Below are 21,441 nucleotides of genomic sequence, written 5' to 3'. Positions count from 1 at the left end.
CTCCTCTGATTAATCAACATAGTTACTCAAGTACTCCCAGCGTTCTGTCTTCTGATCGATCTGTTTTTGGACCTCATTGACCCTTTTCTGTAGTTCCGCCAGTTTAGGGTAGTCGTTAGCGTTAGCAGCCATTTCCTGTTCTAACTTATCATGCTGCTGGCTCAGCTTATCAAGGTCTTGGTTAATTTGGTCCCATTCAATTTTTTCAGCATACGTCAACTTAGTTTTCTTTTGAGAAGATTCTTTTTCCGGGGTCGGCTTTTTTTCCTTTTTAAACGGCTTCTTTTCCGCTTGCTGACGCTCATGATTTGCTTGTTTTTCCTTCAGATAGTCCGTGAACCGCCCAGTATAGCGCTGGATATCACCATTGCCGTGGAAAATCAATAAGTCATCGGCAACCTTATCCAGAAAGTAGCGGTCATGGGAAACCGTAATCACCGTTCCGGCAAAACTATCGAGGTAGTCCTCTAAAACCGTCAGTGTACCAATATCAAGGTCGTTAGTCGGTTCATCCAGGAGTAAAACGTTGGGCTGTTGCATCAAAATCTTTAACAGGTACAGACGACGCTTCTCACCTCCCGAAAGTTTCCGAATCAACGTCCCATGCATAAAGCGGGGAAATAGGAAACGTTCTAGCAGCTGGGTAACACTTAGCTTATTGCCATCCTTATCGGTCACGCTCTCCGCAACTTCAGAAAGAAAACTAATCATCCGCTTACTATCATTGATTCCTTCTGTTTGCTGTGTGTAGTAACCGAGTTTGACCGTTTCGCCAATCTTCATAACCCCACTATCCAGGGGAACACGCTGGGCAATCACGTTTAACAAGCTGGTCTTGCCAGCACCGTTTTCGCCGGTAATTCCAATTCGGTCACCGGCCTGTACAAGCCAGTTAAAGTCTTGCAGGATCTGGTGGTCACCCAACTTTAAATTAGCGTCTTTAAACTTGATTACGTCCTTGCCCAGCCGCTGGGAACCAAGATTAATTGAAATATCCTCATCTGTTTTGAGTTTTCCCACCTTATTCTCCAGCTGGTGGAAACGGTTGATCCGTCCTTTTTGCTTGGTCGACCGGGCCTTAGCACCCGTTCGCATCCAGGCCAATTCCTTCTTGTAGAGTTGCTGATTTTTCTGTTCAGTCTCCTTAGCAAGCGCCACTCGGGTCGCCTTCTTGGCCACAAAGTCCTGATAGTTACCATCGTATTGGTATAACTTACCAAAAGACAATTCCCAGATATGGTTTGTTACCTGATCCAAGAAGTAACGGTCATGTGTTACCACTAGCACTGCGCCTTTATAACTGGCTAGAAAGTCCTGCAACCAGATAACAGAGTCAAGGTCCAGGTGGTTAGTTGGTTCATCCAGAAGTAACAAGTCAGGTTGCTGAATCAGAACTTGCGCAAGGCCAACCCGTTTGCGTTGGCCACCAGATAGGTCGGCAATCCTCTGACTGGTGTCCTTGATCTTCAGCTGAGTAAGGATGGTCTTGATTCGGCTATCCGCCTCCCAGGCATCCTCTTGGTCCATCCGGTCCTGCATTTTATTGTAACGATCAACGGTTTGGGGATCTTCAGGGTGGGCACTAAACTTGTTCAATGCTTCTTCATACTGACGAATTGTCTTAAAAATTGTCTGGTCACCAGCAAAGACCGCTTCCATAATTGTCTTGCTTTCGTCCAGTCGGGGCTGCTGCTTCAGGTACCCAATCGTGTAGTCATTTGGGGTCGTAATCTGGCCACTTTCAGGGCTGACCTCCCCGGCAATCACGTTGAGCAAACTGGTCTTGCCGCTGCCGTTAACACCAATTAACCCGATTCGGTCATTTTCATTAATAATAAAGTTAATATGGTCAAACAGCACTTTCTCACCATAGGTACTGGTCAGGCCTTCTGCTTTCATTGTTTGCATCTAGTTAACCCTTCTTATTCTGTTTCAATCTCTTTTACCCGTTCGATGAGCGTTTCTTTATCATTTGGTAGTTTTCCTTCCACCACTGCCCGGGTGACTTGGTTAAGAACCTTACCAAGCTGGGGCCCGGGTTTAATTTTAGCCTCCTTAATCAAGGTCTGACCATTAATGGCCAAATCACGTGCATCCTTGATTGGAAGGCTTTGATACTTTTCCTTAGCGTCAGGCCACGGTAACTGCCAGTTGAAGACGCTTGCCACCCGGTTGGCATCAGCGAAGGCCTCCCAACCAGTCTTGTACAGCATCCAGGCGCTCACCTGCCCCCAACGAAGAGCTTCAATTAAAGGCAAGATCTTCTTTACCTGCCGAATAGTATCGTTAGCAGTCTTCCATGACTTAAGAAAGGCGGTCAGGTCTGCAAAGTTAGTTAGGTCAAGGGTGTAGGTAACCAGGGCCCAAACCTGGTTGATGTTCTTCATCCCCGCAAACGTCCGGTTTAGTGCCCCTAACTTATTGGCGGAATAAGCAAGCCCCGGACAGTACCTGTAGAGTCCAGAATTTAAGAAATAGTTCAAGCCAGCGGCCGGCTTTTGACCAAGGAACATCTTTTCAAATTCAACTTGAATTCGCTCTACAGCAATTTTTTGCAGTAGGGAAGCATTTTCCTTAATTCCCCGCAGGGTAGGTCCATCAATTTTGAAATCAAGCTGACTGGCAAAACGTACCGCCCGCATCATCCGCAAGGCATCTTCGTGGAAACGTTCTTCTGGATCCCCAACAGCCCGAATAACATGCCGCTTGAGGTCCTTAATACCATCAAAAAGGTCAACTACTTCTCCATTTTCTTTCAGGGCGAGGGCGTTAATTGTAAAGTCACGCCGTTTCAGGTCCTCTTCAAGTGAGCGAACAAAGGTAACGTGATCAGGGCGGCGATAGTCTTGGTAACCTGATTCCGTCCGGAAGGTGGTCGTTTCGTAACCTGTTCCGTGGTCAAGAATCATGACCGTGCCGTGTTCAATTCCCGTATCAACAGTCCGGTCAAAGATCTGTTTAATTTCACTTGGATAGGCGCTGGTTGCGATATCAATGTCGTGAATGGGGTCGCCTAAAATCGTATCACGAACACAGCCGCCCACAAAGTAGGCTTCGTATCCCGTCGCTTCAATTTTTTGTAAAACAGGGCGCGCCGGTTCAAAAATCGGTGGTAGTTGTTCAATCTTCATTCAATCAAATCCTTACATCCATTTTATGAAATAATCAGTATAAATTATAGCAAAAGACCTTTGGCCATGTGAACTTTTCTATTTCTTTTTTAGAGATTGTTTTTTATAATATAGTTAAAGTAAATTATTGCTCATAAGGAGGAATTCCATGGATTATCCCTATCAAACCAGGTTCCACCAGTTTTTACGCCAGCAGAAACTGGCTCCCTTAACCATTAAAACCTACGATACGACTATTACTAACCTCTTCACCTACCTCCTGGCTAACCGACCCGAGTTTGCCAAGCACCCGGTCCTGGCTAATCTTACCGAAGCAGACGTCCGCGCCTACCTGAATTTCTTACGAACTGATCGCCGAATCACCATGACCACCTTCAACAAGATTCTGTCCCAGTTAAACCGTTACTTCCGCTACCTCTTCACCCACCAGCTGATCAGCAGCTACCCAACGCTGACTTTGCACGGCCACGCGGTCACCCCTAACCAGCAGGTCTCTACCAAGTGGCTTGCCAAGCTCCCCGATATTTTGGCCGACAAGCACGTTCACTACTACACCCGCCTGACCCTTTTACTGAGCAAGTGTGGCTTTGTCGTGGGGGAATTCTTGGCACCGGGCTTTTACCAAGTCTGGGATAAGCTCACCCTGACCGGCCCAGGCGAAGAAGAATTTCGCCAGGCTTTCAACACCTTCATTCGTCCCCAACAAGACTTACAAAACAGCCACGACCTCTTTTTAAAGCAGCGCTTTGCCCCGGGAAACCCACGGTTAAGCAACGCTGCCTTACATAAGTTTCTCAAGAAAGATGAGCAGTATTTAGGCTTTAGCCTGGCGCCCAAGTATCTCCACCAGAGTTATATCCTGCTCTTTCTTGCTCACCACCGGCAGCTAAGCGATTGCGATTTAGAAGACACCCTTAAGCTTGACCCAGCTTCTTTACTCTATTACCAACGTCTTTTACTCCATGCCAACCAATAGTTAGTTCTAAAAAGCCACCGATCTCCACAATGAGGTCGGTGGCTATTACTATTTATCAAAAGCCCTCATATTCATCAAGCAGGTCCTGCATCGCCGTATCGGTCGGTTCAAGCGCCAAGTAATGGTGCAGGGCAGCTAGCAGTTTGTCCTGCTGACCGGTTTCCCGGTAAAAGTCAATACTTTCCCGCAAGAAGACTGAATTATCACCGTAGGTTTCACTGGCGGCCTGGTAGTACTTACCAGCAAGGTCAAAATTTTCCAACCGTTGATACGAGCGCGCCAGGTTCCAATAAATTTGCGGGTCAACCTCATCCTCTTTTACCAGGGGTAAAAGAAGGTCAACGTTTTCCTGGTCATCATGCTGGTGAAGGAGAAAATTACTGAACTGGAGGGTAATTGTTAGGTTATCAGGTGCCAAGGCATGGGCCCTATCTAGGTACTTCCGCATTAACTTACCATTGCCGAGGTGGCTGACGATTTCGGCCGCTTGGGCAAACAGCCGCTCATTATACTGGTCAACGCTCAGTCCCTCCTGGACGGCTTTAAGGGCCTGAGAATACTTATTTTGGGCCGTAAATGCCTGCGCCAGCGTTGGGTAGGCAGATGCATACTGGTTATCTTCTTTAATTACTGCTTCCAGGCTCTTAATTGCGTCGTCGTATTGCTGGAGGTGCAACTGGGTAAGCCCGGTTTGGAAACGCAGGTCATTGGTCTGGTATTCTGGCTTGACCTGTTTCAAGTACCCCAAGGCCTGCTTAAACTGGCCACTTTGGGCATAGCACATCCCCAGCCGACCGGCAATATCAACTTTGGCAAACTCAGTATAACCATGTTTGATCAGGTCGAAGTAGTAAGTAAGCGCCACATCAAAACGACTGACCAAAAAATAAAATTCTGCCAGAGCAAACTCTACTGCCGGCTCGTCTGGAGCGATTGAATATGCTTCCTTTAACTTTTGCTCCGTAACCTCAAACTCTTTTTCGGTCTGGTAAAGGTCGGCTGCCACCAGCAAGGACTCCAGATATGCCGGTGAATCGGGCTTAACCTGTGCCAGATAGGAAAGGGCCTCATCATTATGACCCTCGTCAATTGCGATGGTTGCAAGGTTGGTACGTAACTCGTCCTCGTCAGGATAACGCTGTAAAAGCGTCAGGTAGACACGCCGTGCTTGCCGCAGAAAGCCCAGTCCGTATAGTTCTTCCCCTAGGCTAAAGAGCATGTCATCATCGTCATTTGCCAGCGCTTGACGAAATGATGCTTTGGCAGCGGTTAACCGGCCCGCTTGAATTTCTTCTAACATTTTTTCTGAATAAGTCATCTATCATCAAGTCTCCTCATCGAATTATCCTGGATTTTACTATAGCATAGATCAAGTTCGGTGGTGGTAATTTAAGCCTGGGAAATAAAAAGACTCCCAGTATTCGCTAATTGAATAGGCACTAGTGCCTGTCAAGTATACAGTTCAAATAGAAAGATAGTTTATGCGGCTTGAGCGCGGAATTTTCCGCGGTCAAGCCGTTTTTGGATGTATAAGCTCGTTGAGTGTTGAAATATTTAATAGCTTCCTTTACCAATTGCTCAAATTCCGCCAATGTTTTAGGTCGTGACCGTTTAGCTAACCAAATGAGCTTAAAATCATTCCACCAACGTTCCATCGGCGAGTTTTCCCAAGGATGACCCGGGTGTGACATGCTGTGAATACAGTTTTGATTGGCTAAATAGTCATTGAAAGCCATTGAACAATATGCTGCTCCACGATCCGTGTGAATCATTGGACGGGCATCCGGTTCCACTTTGAAGGCACGCTCAAATACTTCAATTGCTGACACTGCGGTTTCTGTAGGTGAGATATTGTAGCTTAAAACGTAACGTCCATACAGGTCCAATACGACATGCACACGAGCCTTCTTTACCTGGTTTATCCCGTATAAGACCTCTGTAGTATCGGTTGCCCAAACTTCGTTTTTACTCTGACGATCAAATTGTCCATTGAGTAGATTATCATTGATGTATTCTTCATGACGCTTAACACGATTGTGTTTCTTCTTTCGGACATTAGCTTTGATTCCATGGTTTCTCATACAATTGGTTACTCGTTTTAGTCCTGCCTGGAAACTTAGCTTATTTTCGTAGGCTAGTTGTGTTGTCATCGCTAAGTAGCCCAGTGTCCACTTATGCTTTTCCTCTAGCTCTAGAATCGCCCCCAGTAGCTCTGACTGTTCAATCTTATAGTTACTTGGCTTTCTATGAAGCCACTTGTAATAAGCATCTCTAGTTATGCCAGCGATCTGACACAAGACAGTAATTGGCCAGTCGTGTTCTTGATTCAGTTCTTTGATGGCTTGTTGTTTGAGAAATCGTTCACCTCCCGATTGCGTATTTCCATCACTTTTTTTGCGTAGGCGCTCTCCATTTCTTTACGAAGAAGTTGAGCCTTTAATAATCGATTCTCAGCTTTTAACTGATCAGCTTCTGTCCATGCTTCCTTCGGCTTGGCTTTACCCCGCCGATCACGAAGTGATTGCGGGTCATTACCACTTTTACGATATTTTTGATACCAATCATAGACTTGTTGGTAACTAACATGGTACTTATCTACTGCCCAGTTGTAGTTAATATCATGCTTAATCAGTTCCTCAATTATCGATAATCGTTCTTCAAAAGTAGTTTTCCGTCCTGGCATAATTGAATCTCGCTTTCTTGGCGTATAAGCCGTTAGTTTTGATTCATTATACTGGATAATCCAATTTGATAGTTGTGTTTCTGACTTTAATCCATTTTTAATTGCGAATACTTTAAGGGAATCTGTTGATTCCTGGTATCGTCGGACTAAATCCAGTTTGAAGTCCTTTGAGTAGCTACAATTGTGATGACTGGATTGTAATCCGTCAATTCCTTGGTACTTATAAAGCAGTCGCCAACGCGAAATAGTACCTTTACCAATTGAGTGTTTCCTAGTAACTTCTTTCGCACTAGAATGACTTAATTCGTTTAATATCGCCAGTTTCTCTTCTGCACTAAATTTCGCTTTCCTAGTCATAGAAAAAGCCCTCCAAGTATAAGATGAATTTTCTATTTCATCTGTATACTTAGAGGGCATTATAGCCATACTAAGAGTCTCTTTGGATTTAGGAACATGATTGTGCATGCTCCCCCACTTGATCTGTTAATTACTTAACAGCATCCTTTAAAGCTTTACCAGGCTTGAATGCTGGTACCTTGCTTGCAGGAATTTGGATTTCTTGTCCAGTTTGCGGGTTACGGCCCTTCCGTGCGGCACGTTGACGAACTTCAAAGTTACCGAAGCCAATCAGTTGAACCTTTTCCCCCTTGGCCAATGATGCTTGAATTGAACTGAAGACAGCGTCTACAGCAGCAGTAGCATCCTTCTTGGTCAAGCCAGTAGCAGCAGCAACGTTGCTTACTAATTCTGCTTTGTTTGCCATGTGTTTTCACCTCCCACAATTAGTGCAAGCTAATTACACTAACTCACAATGTTAATTTTGAGTGGTCCAAAATTAACGAAATAATTACGAGGAGTTCGTATTATTTCAATGTTAAGATTAGCATAGTGAAACCCTACTGGCAAGCGGTTTTGCCAACTTTCCAGGGCAATTTTAAGATTTTTTAGGGGTTTTATTATTGCCGCTGTCGCTTGATGAGGTGGAGCGGTGTCCCCGTAAAGTCAAAAGCCTGTCGAATCTGGTTTTCAAGGTAGCGCTCGTAAGAGAAGTGCATCAGTTCTGGGTCGTTAACAAAGACAACAAAGGTCGGCGGTGCGGTTGCCACCTGGGTAGCATAGAAGATCCGTAGCCGTTTACCATTTTGCGTTGGTGTTGGATTAGCCGCAATTGCGTCCATAATCACGTTATTAAGGACCGAAGACTTAATCCGTCGCTCATGGTGGGCGTGAACCTCCTTGATTAGCGCAGGAAGTTTGTTTAAGCGCTGCTTAGTCTTTGCGGAAACAAAGATAATGGGTGCATAACTCAGGTACTGGAATTCGTTTCGAATCAGGTTTGTGAAGTCGGTCATCGTCCGGTGATCCCGATTCTCAATCGTGTCCCACTTATTGACAACAATGATGACCCCGCAACCAGCTTCGTGAGCGTATCCCGCAATATGCTTGTCAATTTCCCGGATTCCCTCTTCAGCGTTTAAGACCACCAGGACAACATCACTATCGTCGATCGCCCGCATGGCCCGCATCAGAGCATAGCGCTCAGTATTTTCGTAAATTTTGCCCTTCTTACGAATCCCAGCTGTGTCAATCATGGTAAATTCTTGGCCATCAGCAGACTGGAAACGAGTATTGATGGCGTCCCGGGTAGTCCCCGCAACGTTTGACACAATCACCCGGTTTTCACCCAGGATGGCGTTAACCATTGAGGACTTTCCAACGTTGGGCCGCCCAATCAAGCTGAAACGAATGCTGTTGTCCGCATTATTTGCCGCATTCTCGGGGAAATTACTAATTACCGCATCCAAAAGGTCCCCAAGGCCAACACCATGGACACTGGATACCGGGTAGGGTTCCCCCAGGCCAAGCGAGTAAAAGTCATAAATGTCGCTCCGTCGCTCCGGGTTATCAACCTTGTTTACGGCCAAAACTATCGGTTTATCAGATCGGTAAAGAATCCGAGCAACTTGTTCGTCGGCATCCGTAACCCCGCTCTCGATATCCACGACAAAGATAATAACATCAGCCTCATCAATAGCAATCTCGGCCTGCTGACGAATTTGGGTCAACAGCGGTTGGTCAGATAACTCGATTCCTCCGGTATCAATCATATTAAAGTGCTTGCCAAGCCATTCACCATGAGCATAGATCCGGTCACGAGTGACCCCCGGAGTATCCTCAACTATGGAGATCCGCTGACCAGCGATCCGGTTAAAAAGGGTTGATTTACCAACGTTGGGCCGTCCAACTACCGCCACTACAGGATTAGACATTAATTTCACCTTCCTTCAAAGAATAAAAAGGAAGTAACCACAAAAGTGCCACTTCCTCCTTAAAATATTTTAATATTGTATGAAATTACTTACGTAAATTCTTCAATTGGTCACCAATCAAGTCACCCATGGAGAAGCCACTTTCTTCTTCAGGAACGTTGTTCATTGCGGACCGGTTGTTGTTCCGACGAGAACGACGACGACCACGGTAATTTTCGCCATTGTCGTTTTCCTCGCCCTTTGGACGTTCTTCCAGAGCCTTCATGGATAAGCCTAAACGTTGCCGTTCAGGGTCAACATTCAGTACCTTAACCTTAACTTCTTGACCTGGCTTCAGTACATCAGCTGGGGTGGCGATGTGCTTATGGGAGATTTGAGAAATGTGAACCAAACCTTCAACACCTGGGAAAACTTCAACAAAAGCACCGAAACTCGTCAGACGCTTAACAGTACCCGTCAATACAGAGCCAGCAGGTGCCTTTTCTTCGATGTCATCCCATGGTCCAGGAAGAGTTTGTTTGATGGACAAGGAAATCCGTTCACGATCAGGGTCAACGTTTAATACCTTAACCTTGACATCTTGACCAGCAGACAATACATCAGAAGGCTTGTCAACGTGTTCGTAAGAAATTTCCGAAACGTGAACCAGGCCATCAACGCCGCCGAGGTCAACAAAAGCACCAAAGCTCGTCATCCGGGCAACCTTACCTTCAACAACATCACCAGGTTGTAATTCAGCAAAGATCTTTTGAGCAGCCTTTTCGTGTTCAGCCTTAACGATTTCACGGTGAGATAAGATCAGGCGGTTTTCACTTGGTTCGATTTCAATAATCTTAAATTCAAGTTCTTGGCCCTTGAATTGGTTCAGATCTTCAACGTAGTGATCAGTGATCATTGAAGCAGGAACGAAGCCACGTACTCCAGCATCAACAACTAAACCACCCTTAACTGCTTGGGTAACTTTTGCAGTGATGGTTTCACCATTGTCGAACTTCTTTTGGATGTCATCCCATACCTTACGGGCTTCAAGACGACGGTGAGAAAGTAAGTAACTACCATTTTCCTTATCGTTACCAATCTTGGAGATGACAACTAAGTCTAATTCGTCACCTACTTTAACTGCATCATTGATGTCTTCAACTGGCTTGGTTGATAATTCCTTAGCAGGGACGACACCTTCAACCCCTGCGTCTTTAATACCAACGATAGCTTGACGATCGTCATCGATTGCCAATACTTCACCCTTAACAACATCGCCCACCTTAACGGTTTCAATGCTGTCGAGCGCTTTTAACATATCGTTCTTGTTTTCGTTGTTTTCAGCCATTAAAAAAAATCCTCCTTGCAACAATCAACTCTGAACACTATTCTACTAGAAAAGTTCCCGCTTTTCCAGTGTTTACGATAATTCGTTAAGAGTTTTTTTGATAATATCACTAATTTTGTCAACGACTTCGTTAATCGTTAACTTCGTCGTATCCAAGCGGATTGCATCGGGGGCCTGAACAAGGGGAGAAACCTTTCGTGAGGAGTCCTTCTGGTCACGAAGCTCAATTTCGTGCTGCAGCTCCTCTAAAGAAGCCGTCGCAATTCCCTTCTCCTTATTTTCAACATAACGCCGTCGGGCCCGTTCATGGGCCGTTGCAACCATAAAAATCTTCACGGGAGCATCCGGTAAAACGGTTGAGCCAATATCACGGCCATCCATCACAATCCCCCCAGCCTGAGCAATCTGCCGCTGCTGGTTCGTCATTTCACGCCGAACTGCCGGAATCGCTGCAACTGCGGAAACATTATTATCAATTTTTCCCTGACGAATTGCCGTGGTGACCTCTTTATCATTGAGAAATACCCGTTGTTCCGGTTCACCCGGCTTAAACGAAATCTTAATCCGACTGGCTAAATTGGCGATCTTAGTAGTCGCATCCATCGCAATGCCTTGCTGCAAGGCGGCAAGAGTCACAACTCGGTACATTGCACCGGTATCACAATAGACGTAATTAAAACGCTTTGCAACCAACTTGGCAACCGTACTCTTCCCCGCAGAAGCCGGGCCATCGATTGCAACTTGAATTCCATTTTTCATGTTCTTATATTCACTCCTCGTTATCGTACCCTAATCTGTTGTCCCGGTCGCAACGGCGTATTAACGGACACGTTGTTCAACCGAGCTAGTTCCTGCGCCGACATACCATTTCGTGCAGCAATCCGGTAAACACTATCACCGCGCTGAACAGTTGTGTACCGATTATATGAATACTGGGTTCGTTGGTTGCTACTAGAACTAGACTGTTGAACGCTTGAACTCATCTGTGACTCTTGACTGGCGCTAGACAGGCTATTAACCGTTGTCTGCCGATCATCCGTCGTTTTTTTACTTATCCTCGAGGTTGATGAAGAATGATGAGTTGGTTTTTTTACTACTCACGGCTGATTTAGCGGTTTGCTCTGTTCGTACTGGGTGGTTAAACGACTGCTTGTTGTTAAGCCAGTATATCAATGGGGTAGCAGCCAATAGTATAATCAATACAATCAAAACGGTGGTAATCGTTGAACTGTGCGATTCCTGTTTCCGCCGTTCCATCCGCGATAGGTGGCCACTACTGTCACGGTCTTCATTATCATTGAACTTCTTATCCCAAAGTTCATCGTTCTTCTGCCGGCTCTCCTGCCGATGGTCACTCATTCTCACTCCTCCTTCCTACGCAAAGTTGACATTCTGATTGTAGCGCACTGAATTACTAATTGTCTAGATAGCAAAAAAACTAATTTTTAACAAGATTTAATAATGAAGCCAGACGAGAATGCCAGTCAAATGAAGACAACTTGGGCGAAGCATAAATTTGTTTCGGTAATATCCCTGCTGCCAGCCAGTCCGCTAGCTCGTGGTCACAGCATCTTTTTTGGGTAATGGTTGGCTCATCAAAATAGCGGAGAATAAAGTCGCGCCGGCATTCAGAAGACTGAACATAGTTGGTCATCATCTGAAGCTGAGCAAGGCGCCGCTTCTTCCGCCGGGTAAAAGCCCGCTTAACCTGGTCAGGCGTAAAATGATGCTTAAGGTAGAAGGAAAATAGCCGGTAGTCAGGGCCTAATGTCCTTTCGTCTACCTTCCCCCGTTGAACAGCCTGCATCAGGTCGGCTGGTGGGAGGTCAACAGTTAGTAACTGCCGTGGCAGTTGTTCGTCGCCGGGTGTATATAGGATAACAGCAACACTTTGCTTACCATCACGACCCGCCCGACCGATTTCTTGAACATAGTTCTCTAAGCTGTCGGGTATATGGTAGTGAATTACAAAACGGATATTTTCCTTATCAATGCCCATCCCAAAGGCACTGGTTGCACAAATCAGCTTTACCTGATCAGACATGAACTGTTGTTGGATACGAAAACGGTCGGCCGAAGACATTCCAGCGTGATAGGTAGCCACTTCTATTTTAGTTTGCGTGTTCAGCCACCTTGTCATTTCGTCTGCCAAGCGTCGGCTACTAAAATATATTATCCCCGCGCCGCCGAGCTGATTTATCATTTTTAGTAACTGGGCCCTTTTTTCCTCGCCATTCTGACACTGGTCGACGGCTAAAAAGATGTTTGGCCGGTTGACGGAACGCTGGACCTCAACTACTTGATCATCTGTCAGGCCGACCTTTTTAATGATATCGCAGCGAACAGCTTTCGTTGCCGTTGCCGTTAGCATCAGGGTAACCGGGTACCTTAAAAATTGGCGGAGTTGTTTGAGCATCAAATACTCCGGCCGGAAATCAGGCCCCCACTGTGAGATACAATGGGCCTCATCGATGGTCAATAGCGAAATCTGCACCTGTTGCAGCGCCGCAACGACTTCCTTATTTGTCAAAAACTCCGGCGATGCAAAGATAAATTTGTAATTAGCTAAATTTTGAAGTAACCGTTGACGATCAGCACCATAAATTTGACCGGTCAACATGACTGCCCCCTTCTCACCTCGGCGGTGGAGACGGTCAACCTGGTCTTGCATTAAGGAGATTAATGGTGAAACAATCAATACCGTTCCGGCCATTAGGTAGCCTGGTAACTGGTATAAAAGGGACTTCCCGCCACCAGTCGGTAGGACGGCCAACGTGTTGTGTCCAGCCATGATGGCTTTAATGGTTGCTAGTTGGCCATCGCGAAATTTAGCAAAGCCAAAGCGGTGCCGTAATTCCTGATAGATTTTCTGCTCATCCATTTTCTTCACTCCCCTGGATGATTTGATAGAGACGAAAGTAGAAAAAGTCACGGTTTTCGTTACTACCCCAACTAACAAATTGCCAGCTGGCAACGGGTCCCTCATACTTGTGCTTTAAATACTCTTCGTCTTGGGGCGGCAGTAGTTTTCCCCACTGATAGGCTCGGGGCACCAAGATAGCCGCGGTAAGAATGTGTTCACGAATTGTCCCCAGCTTGAGGTGACGATGCCGGGCAATCTCCTCTAGTGGTCTTCCCCGCCTAAGCATATTAATTGTCTGCCAACAGCTAGTCGAAAGTGGTGAAGAAGTGAGTAAGGGTTGGAGCAGCCGGGCAATTGGGCCTGTGGTATTTTTAGCAAAGGCACTGATCCCGAGGAGGACGTCATGGTTAATAATCATCGTTTCACCGATGTTAAGACTTAACTGTTGACTAACCTGGGCAATTGTCTGCCCACTGCCATCGTGCCCTACCAGGCTGGCAAAAAAAGCCGTCACCAACTGCTCATCTTCTCCTTCAAAGGCCGTTCCCAGTAAGTCAAGCTCACGCGCAACCTGGTGGACAAGCTGTGCGGAACCATAGCGATGAAACCAGGCCTTCACCGCCCCTTGTTCTGAATAGGGAACGTGCAAAGGGACGTAGCGCCAGTTGTGGTAGGCAAGTTCAGAAACAACCTGAATCCCCAGGAGGAAGCGCTGTTCAACCCGCCTTGTGTTGGCTAGCCAGAACCAATCAAAAAAATGGGGCTCATAGATGGGATTTTCTTCCTGGTAGCTCACTCCGGCGGCCGTTAACTGGACCTGGTTATCATGCAAACTGATCAACCCCGCCTTTTCCAATGCGGCGAGTTCATCATTAAACTCGACACGGTCCAGATTCCGCCGGCAGCCCAGCCAATTGATAAGGGAGTACTGCTTAGCCCAGAATAGGTTGGCAACTGTGGGGTGGTTTTGGCAGACATTTTCAATTACCCGCACCCGCCGTGGCTGGTGATAGCTACACAAGCGTAATAAAAAGTCATTCACCACTTATCCCTCCTTTTCGAACTACTATTAATATAATACGGCATAAATTCCTGACAACATTAAAATGGGTTGTGACATGAGTCTCCTATATAGTTGAAAATGTTACAGCGCAGTACACAAAGGGACTCTAGCGTTTGGAAAATCCAAACACTAGAGTCCTTTTTGTGCTTTCTAAAGACTTGCTTCGCTTCGAGGGGGTTCCCGATAGGCTAGCTTCGCGTCGAAAAGCAAACTAGCAAGCTAGTTCTGTCCCACGAGAATTTATTTTAATTGGTGACGAAGAAGCCACTGGCGCAAGTGGCCAGCAATCAGGGCAAAGACCCCCGATACCAACAGGCCCTTAATAACATTAAATGGCAAAACACCCACTGCAACCAGTTGCGCCACCGGAAGTGAAGAGCGCCAGTTCCAAACGGCCATGTATAACGGGGTCAGTACCCAGAGGTTAAGTAACGACATGACAATGGTCAAGGTAATTGTTGAAAGCAAAATTCCCATCCCCATTTGCCGCTTGAAGGTCCACCCACGTTGCCGCCATACAAAGCAGAACGGTAATAGGATAGCCAAGGAAGAAACGAAGTCACCAAAAATACCAATTAGTTCACCAACCGAAAAGCCGTGAACCATCGCATGAATCAAGCACTTGATAAGGGCGATTATCACCCCCGTAAAGGGTCCGTAGATATATCCGCCGAGGAGAACTGGAATATCGGAAAAGTCAATTTTCAAATAAGACACCACCGGAATAATCGGAAACTCAAATAACATCAAAATAAAGCCGAGGGCCCCGAAGCAAGCAACACCAACCATCCGTTGAATTCGCTGATGTGAAACTGTCATAAATAAACAACCTCCAATGAGATTACCTTCAGTTGGCTTTCCTATGAAAAAAGCGCCGTTAACAAGTTGTCAACAACGCTTTCATTATAGAAATCTTCTCTATACCAGACTTTACTGTCGGCATTGGAATTTCACCAAATTCAACCGTTCACACGGGTTGCGGGCTATCACCGCCGGTCGGGAATTGCACCCTGCCTTGAAGACAATTCTTAATATTTACAGCCCCATTATACCGGCGACTAGTCACCGTGTCAACGCATTCACCCGCCGCCTTAACCAGTAGCTGGCGTCACTTTACCTTGTGAAAAGGTGGGCGTAGTAACCTAAAGCTGTTTTAACTTTTTCACTTCTTCCGGCCGGAGCTTTCGGAACTCACCGGGTTGAACTCCCTGCAAGTTCAAAAAGCCATAATTTTCCCGGTGAAGTTTGATTACCGGGTGTCCCACTGCTTCCAGCATGCGTTTAACTTGGTGATAATGCCCCTCGTGGATTGTCAATTGAACAATACTCGTCTTCTTGACCCGGTCACTCTCCTTCAACCGCGACTTAGCCGGTTTGGTCTTTCGCCCATCGAGCTTGACTCCCAAGCGGAGTTGCTTTAAGTCATTGTTAGAAACCAGGCCCTTAACTTTTGCAATATAGGTCTTAGCAACCTCAAACTTGGGGTGCATAAGCTTGTTAGCAAGCGTGCCGTCATTTGTGAGGAGCAAAACACCCGTGGTGTCGTAGTCTAATCTTCCCACCGGGTAGATTCGTTCATCAACCCCTTTCTCACGCAAAATGTCGACAACCGTCCGCCGCCCCTTCTCATCATGGGCAGACGAGATCACCTCCCGGGGTTTATTCAGCAGGAAATAAACGTGCTTCTCGCGGTGGAGGGGTACCCCATCGACTTCTACCTTGTCCCGGCTGCTGACCTTAGTACCCAGCGTCCGCACAATCCGACCATTAACCTGAACATGGCCAGTGGCAATTAGTTTTTCTGATGCACGACGGGAGGCTACACCGGCCTCCGCCATTACCTTTTGTAAACGTTCCATTACTTATCCTCCTGACGTTTCTCACGCGATTGCAAAGCCGTCAAAAACAGGTCCCCATTCACCTGGTCAGGGGCGAGCTCACTTTCTGCCGGCAGCGGTGGCAGGTCATCTAGCGAAGTTAGACCAAAGTAGTCCAGAAAGTTCGTGGTGGTAACGTATAAAAATGGCCGCCCGGGAGCATCCAGCCGGCCCTTAGTATCAATCAGGCCCCGAACCATTAATTTCTGCAAGGATCCCGAACTCTGCACACTACGGATATCATCAATTTCTAACCGGGTAATCGGCTGCCGGTAAGCGACAATCGCTAACGTTTCCAGTAGGGCAGTCGTTAAGGGGACGGTCAATGGAACCTCAAAATAGTGCTTGATTACTGGTGCTAACGCTTGCTTTGTGGCGAGCCGGTAGGTTTCGTCACTTCTTAAAAGAACAAGAGCACAGTGCGGATCCGCCTGGTAACGCTGGGCAAGGTCACTAAGTAGTTTCCGGATTGCGGGTTTCATAAAGCCCGTAATCTTAGCCAAGTCACCCAGGGTAATTCCTTCATCCCCACTAATAAACAATAGTCCTTCAATCTGTGCCTGGTTTGTTAACTGATTGTTCGTCAATCTTGGGTCCCTCCGTTAGTATAATCGGTCCAAATAGTTCCGCCTGCTGTAAGTTAATTCGGCGGTGCCGACTCAGTTCCAGGATGGCAAGAAAGGTGGTAACCAAGCTGTCACGCGTCCGGTTATGTTCAAATAGGGTGGTAAACTGGACCGGTCCCTTCTTCACTAATTTAACCACGTCCCCCATCCGTTGGGCAACGCTTACCTTCTCCGCCGCAACTGTTTCCACCAGCGGCTGGTTAAGGCGGTGATTTTTTAGGACCTGAGCATAGGCGGCCTTAAGCTGGTCAATTGTTACTCCCGGTTCAACATGCGCCGTAATTAATTTGCGCGGTACGTGCATTGCGGGACGGGTAAATTCCTGCTGGCGAAAGTTTTCTTTATTTTTCAACTCCCCCGCCGCCTTCTTGTAGCGTTGGTATTCAAGAAGCTGGGCAACTAATTCCTGGCGGGGATCAGGTTCATCCTCTTCAGCTTCTTCCTCGTCCACGGGTGGTTTAGGCAATAACATCTGACTCTTAATATTCATTAATGTCGCTGCCATCACAAAGTAATCACCAGCTACCTCCAAACGGTGTGTTTGGCGCTGGTGGAGGTAGTCCATGTACTGGGAAGTAATAGTAACTATCTTAATGTCATAAATACCCATCTTATTTTCCTTGATCAAGTGTAAAAGAAGGTCCAGTGGACCCTCAAAGTCGGGAATCTTGATCACCGGTTGATAAGGGTGCTCCGTCAATGGCTTACTCATGATTCTTCTCCCACCCTGTTATCAGGGGCTGCGTTTCCAGCGTCCCCATCAGTCTTTTTTGCGCGTACTGCTCCTTAATAGCATCCAACAGGGCATAGACATTTCTGCCTGAACGTTCACTCGGGGTGAAAGAAATCTGCCGGAGCAAGACATAGCTCTCCCCCTCCTCGAGGATGACAACGGCAATGAAATGGTTGTCCTCTTCGTCCTTCCACAGGTAAATGGGGAAATGCTGGGCAACCGCATCATGAAGCTCCTCTGTAAAGCGATCATAGTTGTGCAGTTCAGGCAGCAATGAGAGCAACCCCATCGCAATTTTTTCGTAATCCTTCCGGTAGCGAACTAGCAAATAATCACTCCTTTATAAGCGTGGCTGGTGCTGACGATAACTGTTCACCATTTCCTGGGGGCTCATTTTCAAATAAGGCTTCAGCATCCGCATCTCGCTGTAACCAAGCATTGCTTGAATGAGACGACTATCTGCCCCATTATTCAGTAAACGAACAGCGAAGGAATAGCGGAGAGTCTGGGGGGTCACCGCCTTATCAATTTGGGCAACCTTGACCAACTGCTTGAGGTTCTTCCAGACTCCCTGACGAGTGAGGCGGTGACCATGCGCATTCACAAAGACAGCATCTTCACCTGGTCTCGCCAATTTTTTGCGAACCCTGGTCAAATACTCTTGTAAACTGCCACTGGCCACTGTACTTAGGGGGATCAACCGTTCCTGCTTACTACCGGCCCCAGAACGGACCATCTGAATGTCTAAATGCAGGTCTTTTAGGGATAGCTGGACGAGCTCACTGACCCGCATTCCGGTAGCCGCCATCACTAGCAACATCACATGATCACGGCATCCAAGGAGGCTCGTCGAATCTGGGGCCCGCAGGAGGCGCTGTGTCTCACTCTCCGTCAGAATTTCCGGAGCCTGGGGAGTCGCCGGTTGAATATTATCCACCAGTTCCAGGGGATTAAACCGTAACCCCCGGTGGCAAATCAGGTAACGGTAAAAACGGCGCAGTGCCGAGAGGAGACGGTTGATGGTGGCTGCCGACCGGTCCCGGCCCTTCAAGTTATTGACTAGGTCCATGATGGCGTATTGGTCAACCTTTTCCCACTTGTTAATCTGGCGTTCTTTTTCAAAAAAGGCCATCGCCTGCTTCAAGTCCCGTTGATAGCTTTCCAGGGTGTTTGCTGCTAGCCCCTTGCTTTTTAAATACTGAATGTAAGTAGCTATAGTTTTGTTCATCACTAATCATTCTTTTTCAAAAGAACCAGCTGACCATTTTCTTCCTTGACTAGTCGCTCCTTCAGCAGGTGACCCACCGCCCGTTTAAATTGACCCTTGGAAATACCAAACACCTGGCGAATAATCTGGGGATCAGTTTTATCGGTATAGGGAAGCCGGTGGTTTAGGTCATGATCAAGCATTGTCAAAAGCATCTGTGCATCTTCACCGATTGCTTGGTAGGCCCGGGGCTTAAGTGAAAGGTTTAAACTACCGTGAGCTGACAGGCCAATGACCCGGGCCTTGACCCGTTGACCAAGCCGGGGTTCTTGGTCCCGCTCACTAGGGTGAATAAAGCCCAGGTGGTAGTCGTCGGTAATCACATGGGTTCCATTAAGCTTAAGGCGGTAAACAGTGGCCATTATATCCCGGTTTAAGAGCTTTTTGCTGGGGGCTTTTGAAATTGTGTTATAGATGGCGTCGTCTGCCAATTTTCCCCAAATCCGGTCCTTATCATCTACCTGCAGGGCCATTAACAGCCGGTCACCTGGCTGGGGCCAAAGGTGCTTTAGACTCGGCAGGTCATCTAGTGAAACAACGATATCCTTGTTGGAAAGGCCGATGTCGACAAACACTCCTAGATCACGACGAACACTGACGACTGTGCCGTAATCATAGTGGTCAACCTGCACTGAGGGAATATACGCACAGGTCATCTGTAATTGGTGATCTTCGTTTTCATAAACAAAGCCGCGGACCTGTCCTCCAATGTGAAGTACTTGTGGGCTCTCCACTTTAGGCAAACGATAAGTCTGGCCGTTACGGTCCGGCTGGACAAAGTAGTCCTGTTCATTTTCATCAATTATCACCGCGGAAACAACTTTTCCTAATGCTGAATTCATAATTTACCCCGTTCTTTACTTTTATAATCCTGCTTATTATTTTACACGGCCACCCTTAATTTGACCAGGACTGCTTTTACGACAAAGGTGAGATATTATTAGTTCGTTTTTCCGACGCGAAACAGGCCTGTCGGGAACCCCGCCGACGCAAAGCTCGTGGAAACACAAAGAGGACTCTAGTGTTCGGGTTTCCCGAACTCTAGAGCCCCTTTGTGGATTACACTGTAGCATTTTCAACTATATAAGAGACTTATATCACAGCTTTTTATTCTTAGATTAACTATTAATTAGTCAATCGTCTTAACACGCATCATGTTGGTTGCACCTGGTACACCCAGTGGAACACCAGCAACGATGATAATCTTGTCACCCTTCTTAGCAAAGCCAAGTTCAACAGCCTTTTGAGCAGCAAGGTCAAACATCTTATCAGTGTCCTTCATTTCGTCAACAACGTAAGGTTGAACACCCCAGTTGATCATCAAGCCACGTTCTACCCGTTCATTAGGAGTAAGGGCAACGATATCAGCATTTGGACGGTACTTGGAAATCATCTTAGCAGTGTAGCCAGAAGCAGTGTAGGCAACGATGGTGTGGATGTCTAAGTCCTTAGCGGCATTGGAAACAGCGGAACCAATGGTTTCAGTTACGTCAGACTTATCCCAGTCAAAGGTTTCAGTACCGAATTCCCAAAGGTGGTTTTCAGCCTTGATGTCGATGGCGTTCATCATGGCAACAGATTCTACAGGGTAGTCACCGTTGGCACTTTCACCAGAAAGCATGGTTGCGTCAGTACCATCAAAGACGGCGTTAGCAACATCAGAAACTTCGGCACGAGTTGGCCGTGGGTTTTCTTGCATGGAGTCCAGCATTTGGGTAGCAGTGATAACTGGCTTACCTAATTCGTTGCACCGCTTGATCATGTGCTTTTGAACGATTGGCACGTTTTCAGCAGGAATTTCAACCCCCATGTCACCACGAGGAACCATCAGACCATCAGCAACTTCAATGATTGCTTCAAAGTTGTCAATACCTTCTTGTGATTCAATCTTTGGGAAGATTTGAACGTCTTCCATGTTCTTTTCCTTGAGAAGTTCACGAATGTCAAGGACATCTTGTGGCTTCCGAACGAAGGATGCGGAAATAAAGTTGATCTTGTTGTCAAGACCGAAACGAATGTCGCTGGAGTCCTTCTTGGTAATTCCTGGCAGGTTAATGGAAACACCAGGAGCGTTAACACCCTTCCGAGAACCAAGAACACCGTGGTTCAATACCTTGCAGACCAGTTCCTTGTTAGCGTCATCCTTTTCTTCAATTTGCATGTCAATCAGACCATCATCGAAGAGAACGTGACCGCCAACGTGGGTGTCATCGTAAAGGCCTGGGTAGGTAACAGCAATCTTATCATGCGTACCTTCAATAGAATCATCCATTGAAATCCGTACTTCATCACCAATGTTGTATTCGATCTTACCTTCCTTTTGAACGGTGGTCCGAATTTCAGCACCCTTAGTATCAAGCATAATACCAACGTGCTTGCCGGTGATTTTTTCGGCCTTCTTAACGTTTTGCATCCGGCCCAGGTGTTCTGGGTGGTCACCGTGTGAGAAGTTGAAGCGGAAAACATTTGCGCCCGCTTGGATCAACTTAACGATTGTATCAACATCAGTACTTGCAGGACCAAGCGTACTTACAATCTTGGTTTTCTTCATAAATGAATCTCTCCTTTGCATTTATGCATCAACTGCGGTCTGCCATTTGCATCCCTCATTTGCACACTTGTATA

At 46.7% G+C, this 21,441-nt stretch carries 22 protein-coding genes and 1 riboswitch; of the genes, 1 reads left to right on the top strand and 21 read right to left on the bottom strand.

Annotated elements, in window-relative coordinates; translation table 11 throughout:
- Positions 1-9: 9 nt before the first annotated feature.
- Together KZE55_RS05095 and KZE55_RS05090 are read right to left on the bottom strand one after the other, a co-directional pair.
- Positions 10-1,908, bottom strand: coding sequence for an ABC-F family ATP-binding cassette domain-containing protein (locus KZE55_RS05095; RefSeq protein ID WP_222257670.1), 1,899 nt, complete (start codon positions 1,906-1,908; stop codon positions 10-12).
- A 14-nt stretch (positions 1,909-1,922) separates the two neighbouring features.
- Positions 1,923-3,131, bottom strand: coding sequence for a CCA tRNA nucleotidyltransferase (locus tag KZE55_RS05090; RefSeq protein ID WP_222257669.1), 1,209 nt, complete (start codon positions 3,129-3,131; stop codon positions 1,923-1,925).
- A gap of 148 nt (positions 3,132-3,279) precedes the next feature.
- On the opposite strand from KZE55_RS05090, the gene KZE55_RS05085 reads away from it, so the two are divergent.
- Entirely contained in the window at positions 3,280-4,107 is an 828-nt protein-coding gene (locus tag KZE55_RS05085) for a phage integrase N-terminal SAM-like domain-containing protein (RefSeq protein ID WP_222257668.1), read from the top strand.
- A gap of 55 nt (positions 4,108-4,162) precedes the next feature.
- Here KZE55_RS05085 and KZE55_RS05080 read toward each other — a convergent pair whose 3' ends face one another.
- From KZE55_RS05080 to pyk, 19 genes are all read right to left on the bottom strand, one after another.
- A complete protein-coding gene (locus KZE55_RS05080; RefSeq protein WP_222257667.1) occupies positions 4,163-5,425 on the bottom strand; it encodes a tetratricopeptide repeat protein in 1,263 nt (420 codons plus the stop codon).
- 121 nt (positions 5,426-5,546) lie between these two features.
- Positions 5,547-6,404: an IS3 family transposase gene (locus tag KZE55_RS05075; RefSeq protein ID WP_261313175.1), complete on the bottom strand. Its 858-nt coding sequence runs from the start codon at positions 6,402-6,404 to the stop codon at positions 5,547-5,549.
- Between the two features lie 29 nt (positions 6,405-6,433).
- Positions 6,434-7,147: a helix-turn-helix domain-containing protein gene (locus tag KZE55_RS05070; protein ID WP_222257666.1), complete on the bottom strand. Its 714-nt coding sequence runs from the start codon at positions 7,145-7,147 to the stop codon at positions 6,434-6,436.
- Positions 7,148-7,277: 130 nt separating this feature from the next.
- Positions 7,278-7,553, bottom strand: a complete 276-nt coding sequence (locus KZE55_RS05065) for an HU family DNA-binding protein (RefSeq protein WP_047770053.1) — start codon at positions 7,551-7,553, stop codon at positions 7,278-7,280.
- Positions 7,554-7,746: 193 nt separating this feature from the next.
- Positions 7,747-9,060, bottom strand: a complete 1,314-nt coding sequence (gene der, locus KZE55_RS05060) for a ribosome biogenesis GTPase Der (RefSeq protein WP_222257665.1) — start codon at positions 9,058-9,060, stop codon at positions 7,747-7,749.
- Between the two features lie 85 nt (positions 9,061-9,145).
- A complete protein-coding gene (rpsA, locus tag KZE55_RS05055; RefSeq protein WP_222257664.1) occupies positions 9,146-10,387 on the bottom strand; it encodes a 30S ribosomal protein S1 in 1,242 nt (413 codons plus the stop codon).
- 72 nt (positions 10,388-10,459) lie between these two features.
- Positions 10,460-11,146, bottom strand: coding sequence for a (d)CMP kinase (cmk, locus tag KZE55_RS05050; protein WP_222257663.1), 687 nt, complete (start codon positions 11,144-11,146; stop codon positions 10,460-10,462).
- A gap of 20 nt (positions 11,147-11,166) precedes the next feature.
- The gene (locus KZE55_RS10240) at positions 11,167-11,370 is read right to left on the bottom strand and encodes a LysM peptidoglycan-binding domain-containing protein (RefSeq protein WP_261313174.1); all 204 of its coding nucleotides are present in this window, start codon (positions 11,368-11,370) and stop codon (positions 11,167-11,169) included.
- A gap of 64 nt (positions 11,371-11,434) precedes the next feature.
- On the bottom strand, positions 11,435-11,746 hold the full coding sequence (locus KZE55_RS10235; protein ID WP_261313173.1) for a hypothetical protein: 312 nt from the start codon (positions 11,744-11,746) through the stop codon (positions 11,435-11,437).
- 79 nt (positions 11,747-11,825) lie between these two features.
- Entirely contained in the window at positions 11,826-13,268 is a 1,443-nt protein-coding gene (locus KZE55_RS05040) for a RecQ family ATP-dependent DNA helicase (RefSeq protein ID WP_222257662.1), read from the bottom strand.
- Positions 13,261-14,292, bottom strand: a complete 1,032-nt coding sequence (locus KZE55_RS05035) for a helix-turn-helix domain-containing protein (protein WP_261313172.1) — start codon at positions 14,290-14,292, stop codon at positions 13,261-13,263. Before KZE55_RS05035 ends, KZE55_RS05040 begins: the two co-directional genes overlap by 8 nt.
- A gap of 261 nt (positions 14,293-14,553) precedes the next feature.
- Positions 14,554-15,132: an ECF transporter S component gene (locus KZE55_RS05030; RefSeq protein WP_222257660.1), complete on the bottom strand. Its 579-nt coding sequence runs from the start codon at positions 15,130-15,132 to the stop codon at positions 14,554-14,556.
- 88 nt (positions 15,133-15,220) lie between these two features.
- Positions 15,221-15,340, bottom strand: a riboswitch (FMN riboswitch).
- A gap of 115 nt (positions 15,341-15,455) precedes the next feature.
- Positions 15,456-16,172: a pseudouridine synthase gene (locus tag KZE55_RS05025; protein WP_222257659.1), complete on the bottom strand. Its 717-nt coding sequence runs from the start codon at positions 16,170-16,172 to the stop codon at positions 15,456-15,458.
- Positions 16,172-16,777, bottom strand: coding sequence for an SMC-Scp complex subunit ScpB (gene scpB / locus KZE55_RS05020; RefSeq protein ID WP_222257658.1), 606 nt, complete (start codon positions 16,775-16,777; stop codon positions 16,172-16,174). Before scpB ends, KZE55_RS05025 begins: the two co-directional genes overlap by 1 nt.
- The gene (locus KZE55_RS05015) at positions 16,740-17,528 is read right to left on the bottom strand and encodes a segregation and condensation protein A (protein ID WP_222257657.1); all 789 of its coding nucleotides are present in this window, start codon (positions 17,526-17,528) and stop codon (positions 16,740-16,742) included. The genes scpB and KZE55_RS05015 overlap by 38 nt, the downstream gene beginning before the upstream one ends.
- Positions 17,521-17,877, bottom strand: coding sequence for a reductase (locus tag KZE55_RS05010; RefSeq protein WP_222257656.1), 357 nt, complete (start codon positions 17,875-17,877; stop codon positions 17,521-17,523). The genes KZE55_RS05015 and KZE55_RS05010 overlap by 8 nt, the downstream gene beginning before the upstream one ends.
- A 12-nt stretch (positions 17,878-17,889) precedes the next feature.
- Positions 17,890-18,777, bottom strand: coding sequence for a tyrosine-type recombinase/integrase (locus KZE55_RS05005; RefSeq protein ID WP_222259804.1), 888 nt, complete (start codon positions 18,775-18,777; stop codon positions 17,890-17,892).
- Positions 18,778-18,779: 2 nt separating this feature from the next.
- A complete protein-coding gene (locus tag KZE55_RS05000) occupies positions 18,780-19,658 on the bottom strand; it encodes a CvfB family protein (protein ID WP_222259802.1) in 879 nt (292 codons plus the stop codon).
- A gap of 287 nt (positions 19,659-19,945) precedes the next feature.
- A complete protein-coding gene (gene pyk / locus KZE55_RS04995; RefSeq protein ID WP_222259800.1) occupies positions 19,946-21,367 on the bottom strand; it encodes a pyruvate kinase in 1,422 nt (473 codons plus the stop codon).
- Between the last annotated feature and the right edge of the window lie 74 nt (positions 21,368-21,441).

This window comes from Limosilactobacillus panis (genome assembly GCF_019797825.1).
In the GTDB taxonomy this organism is placed as follows: Bacteria; Bacillota; Bacilli; order Lactobacillales; family Lactobacillaceae; genus Limosilactobacillus; species Limosilactobacillus panis_A.
This window is presented reverse-complemented; position numbering and strand designations above follow the sequence as displayed.

Excerpts from the sequence above, each read along its gene's own strand:
- rpsA (WP_222257664.1), bottom strand. The coding sequence starts at position 10,387 with ATGGCTGAAAACAACGAAAACAAGAACGATATGTTAAAAGCGCTCGAC.
- der (WP_222257665.1), bottom strand. The coding sequence starts at position 9,060 with ATGTCTAATCCTGTAGTGGCGGTAGTTGGACGGCCCAACGTTGGTAAA.
- pyk (WP_222259800.1), bottom strand. The coding sequence starts at position 21,367 with ATGAAGAAAACCAAGATTGTAAGTACGCTTGGTCCTGCAAGTACTGAT.
- KZE55_RS05015 (WP_222257657.1), bottom strand. The coding sequence starts at position 17,528 with ATGAGTAAGCCATTGACGGAGCACCCTTATCAACCGGTGATCAAGATT.
- KZE55_RS05065 (WP_047770053.1), bottom strand. The coding sequence starts at position 7,553 with ATGGCAAACAAAGCAGAATTAGTAAGCAACGTTGCTGCTGCTACTGGC.
- KZE55_RS05095 (WP_222257670.1), bottom strand. The coding sequence starts at position 1,908 with ATGCAAACAATGAAAGCAGAAGGCCTGACCAGTACCTATGGTGAGAAA.
- cmk (WP_222257663.1), bottom strand. The coding sequence starts at position 11,146 with ATGAAAAATGGAATTCAAGTTGCAATCGATGGCCCGGCTTCTGCGGGG.
- KZE55_RS05005 (WP_222259804.1), bottom strand. The coding sequence starts at position 18,777 with ATGAACAAAACTATAGCTACTTACATTCAGTATTTAAAAAGCAAGGGG.
- KZE55_RS05090 (WP_222257669.1), bottom strand. The coding sequence starts at position 3,131 with ATGAAGATTGAACAACTACCACCGATTTTTGAACCGGCGCGCCCTGTT.
- KZE55_RS05070 (WP_222257666.1), bottom strand. The coding sequence starts at position 7,147 with ATGACTAGGAAAGCGAAATTTAGTGCAGAAGAGAAACTGGCGATATTA.
- KZE55_RS10235 (WP_261313173.1), bottom strand. The coding sequence starts at position 11,746 with ATGAGTGACCATCGGCAGGAGAGCCGGCAGAAGAACGATGAACTTTGG.
- KZE55_RS05000 (WP_222259802.1), bottom strand. The coding sequence starts at position 19,658 with ATGAATTCAGCATTAGGAAAAGTTGTTTCCGCGGTGATAATTGATGAA.
- KZE55_RS05085 (WP_222257668.1), top strand. The coding sequence starts at position 3,280 with ATGGATTATCCCTATCAAACCAGGTTCCACCAGTTTTTACGCCAGCAG.
- KZE55_RS10240 (WP_261313174.1), bottom strand. The coding sequence starts at position 11,370 with ATGAGTTCAAGCGTTCAACAGTCTAGTTCTAGTAGCAACCAACGAACC.
- KZE55_RS05040 (WP_222257662.1), bottom strand. The coding sequence starts at position 13,268 with ATGGATGAGCAGAAAATCTATCAGGAATTACGGCACCGCTTTGGCTTT.
- KZE55_RS05080 (WP_222257667.1), bottom strand. The coding sequence starts at position 5,425 with ATGACTTATTCAGAAAAAATGTTAGAAGAAATTCAAGCGGGCCGGTTA.
- KZE55_RS05025 (WP_222257659.1), bottom strand. The coding sequence starts at position 16,172 with ATGGAACGTTTACAAAAGGTAATGGCGGAGGCCGGTGTAGCCTCCCGT.
- KZE55_RS05030 (WP_222257660.1), bottom strand. The coding sequence starts at position 15,132 with ATGACAGTTTCACATCAGCGAATTCAACGGATGGTTGGTGTTGCTTGC.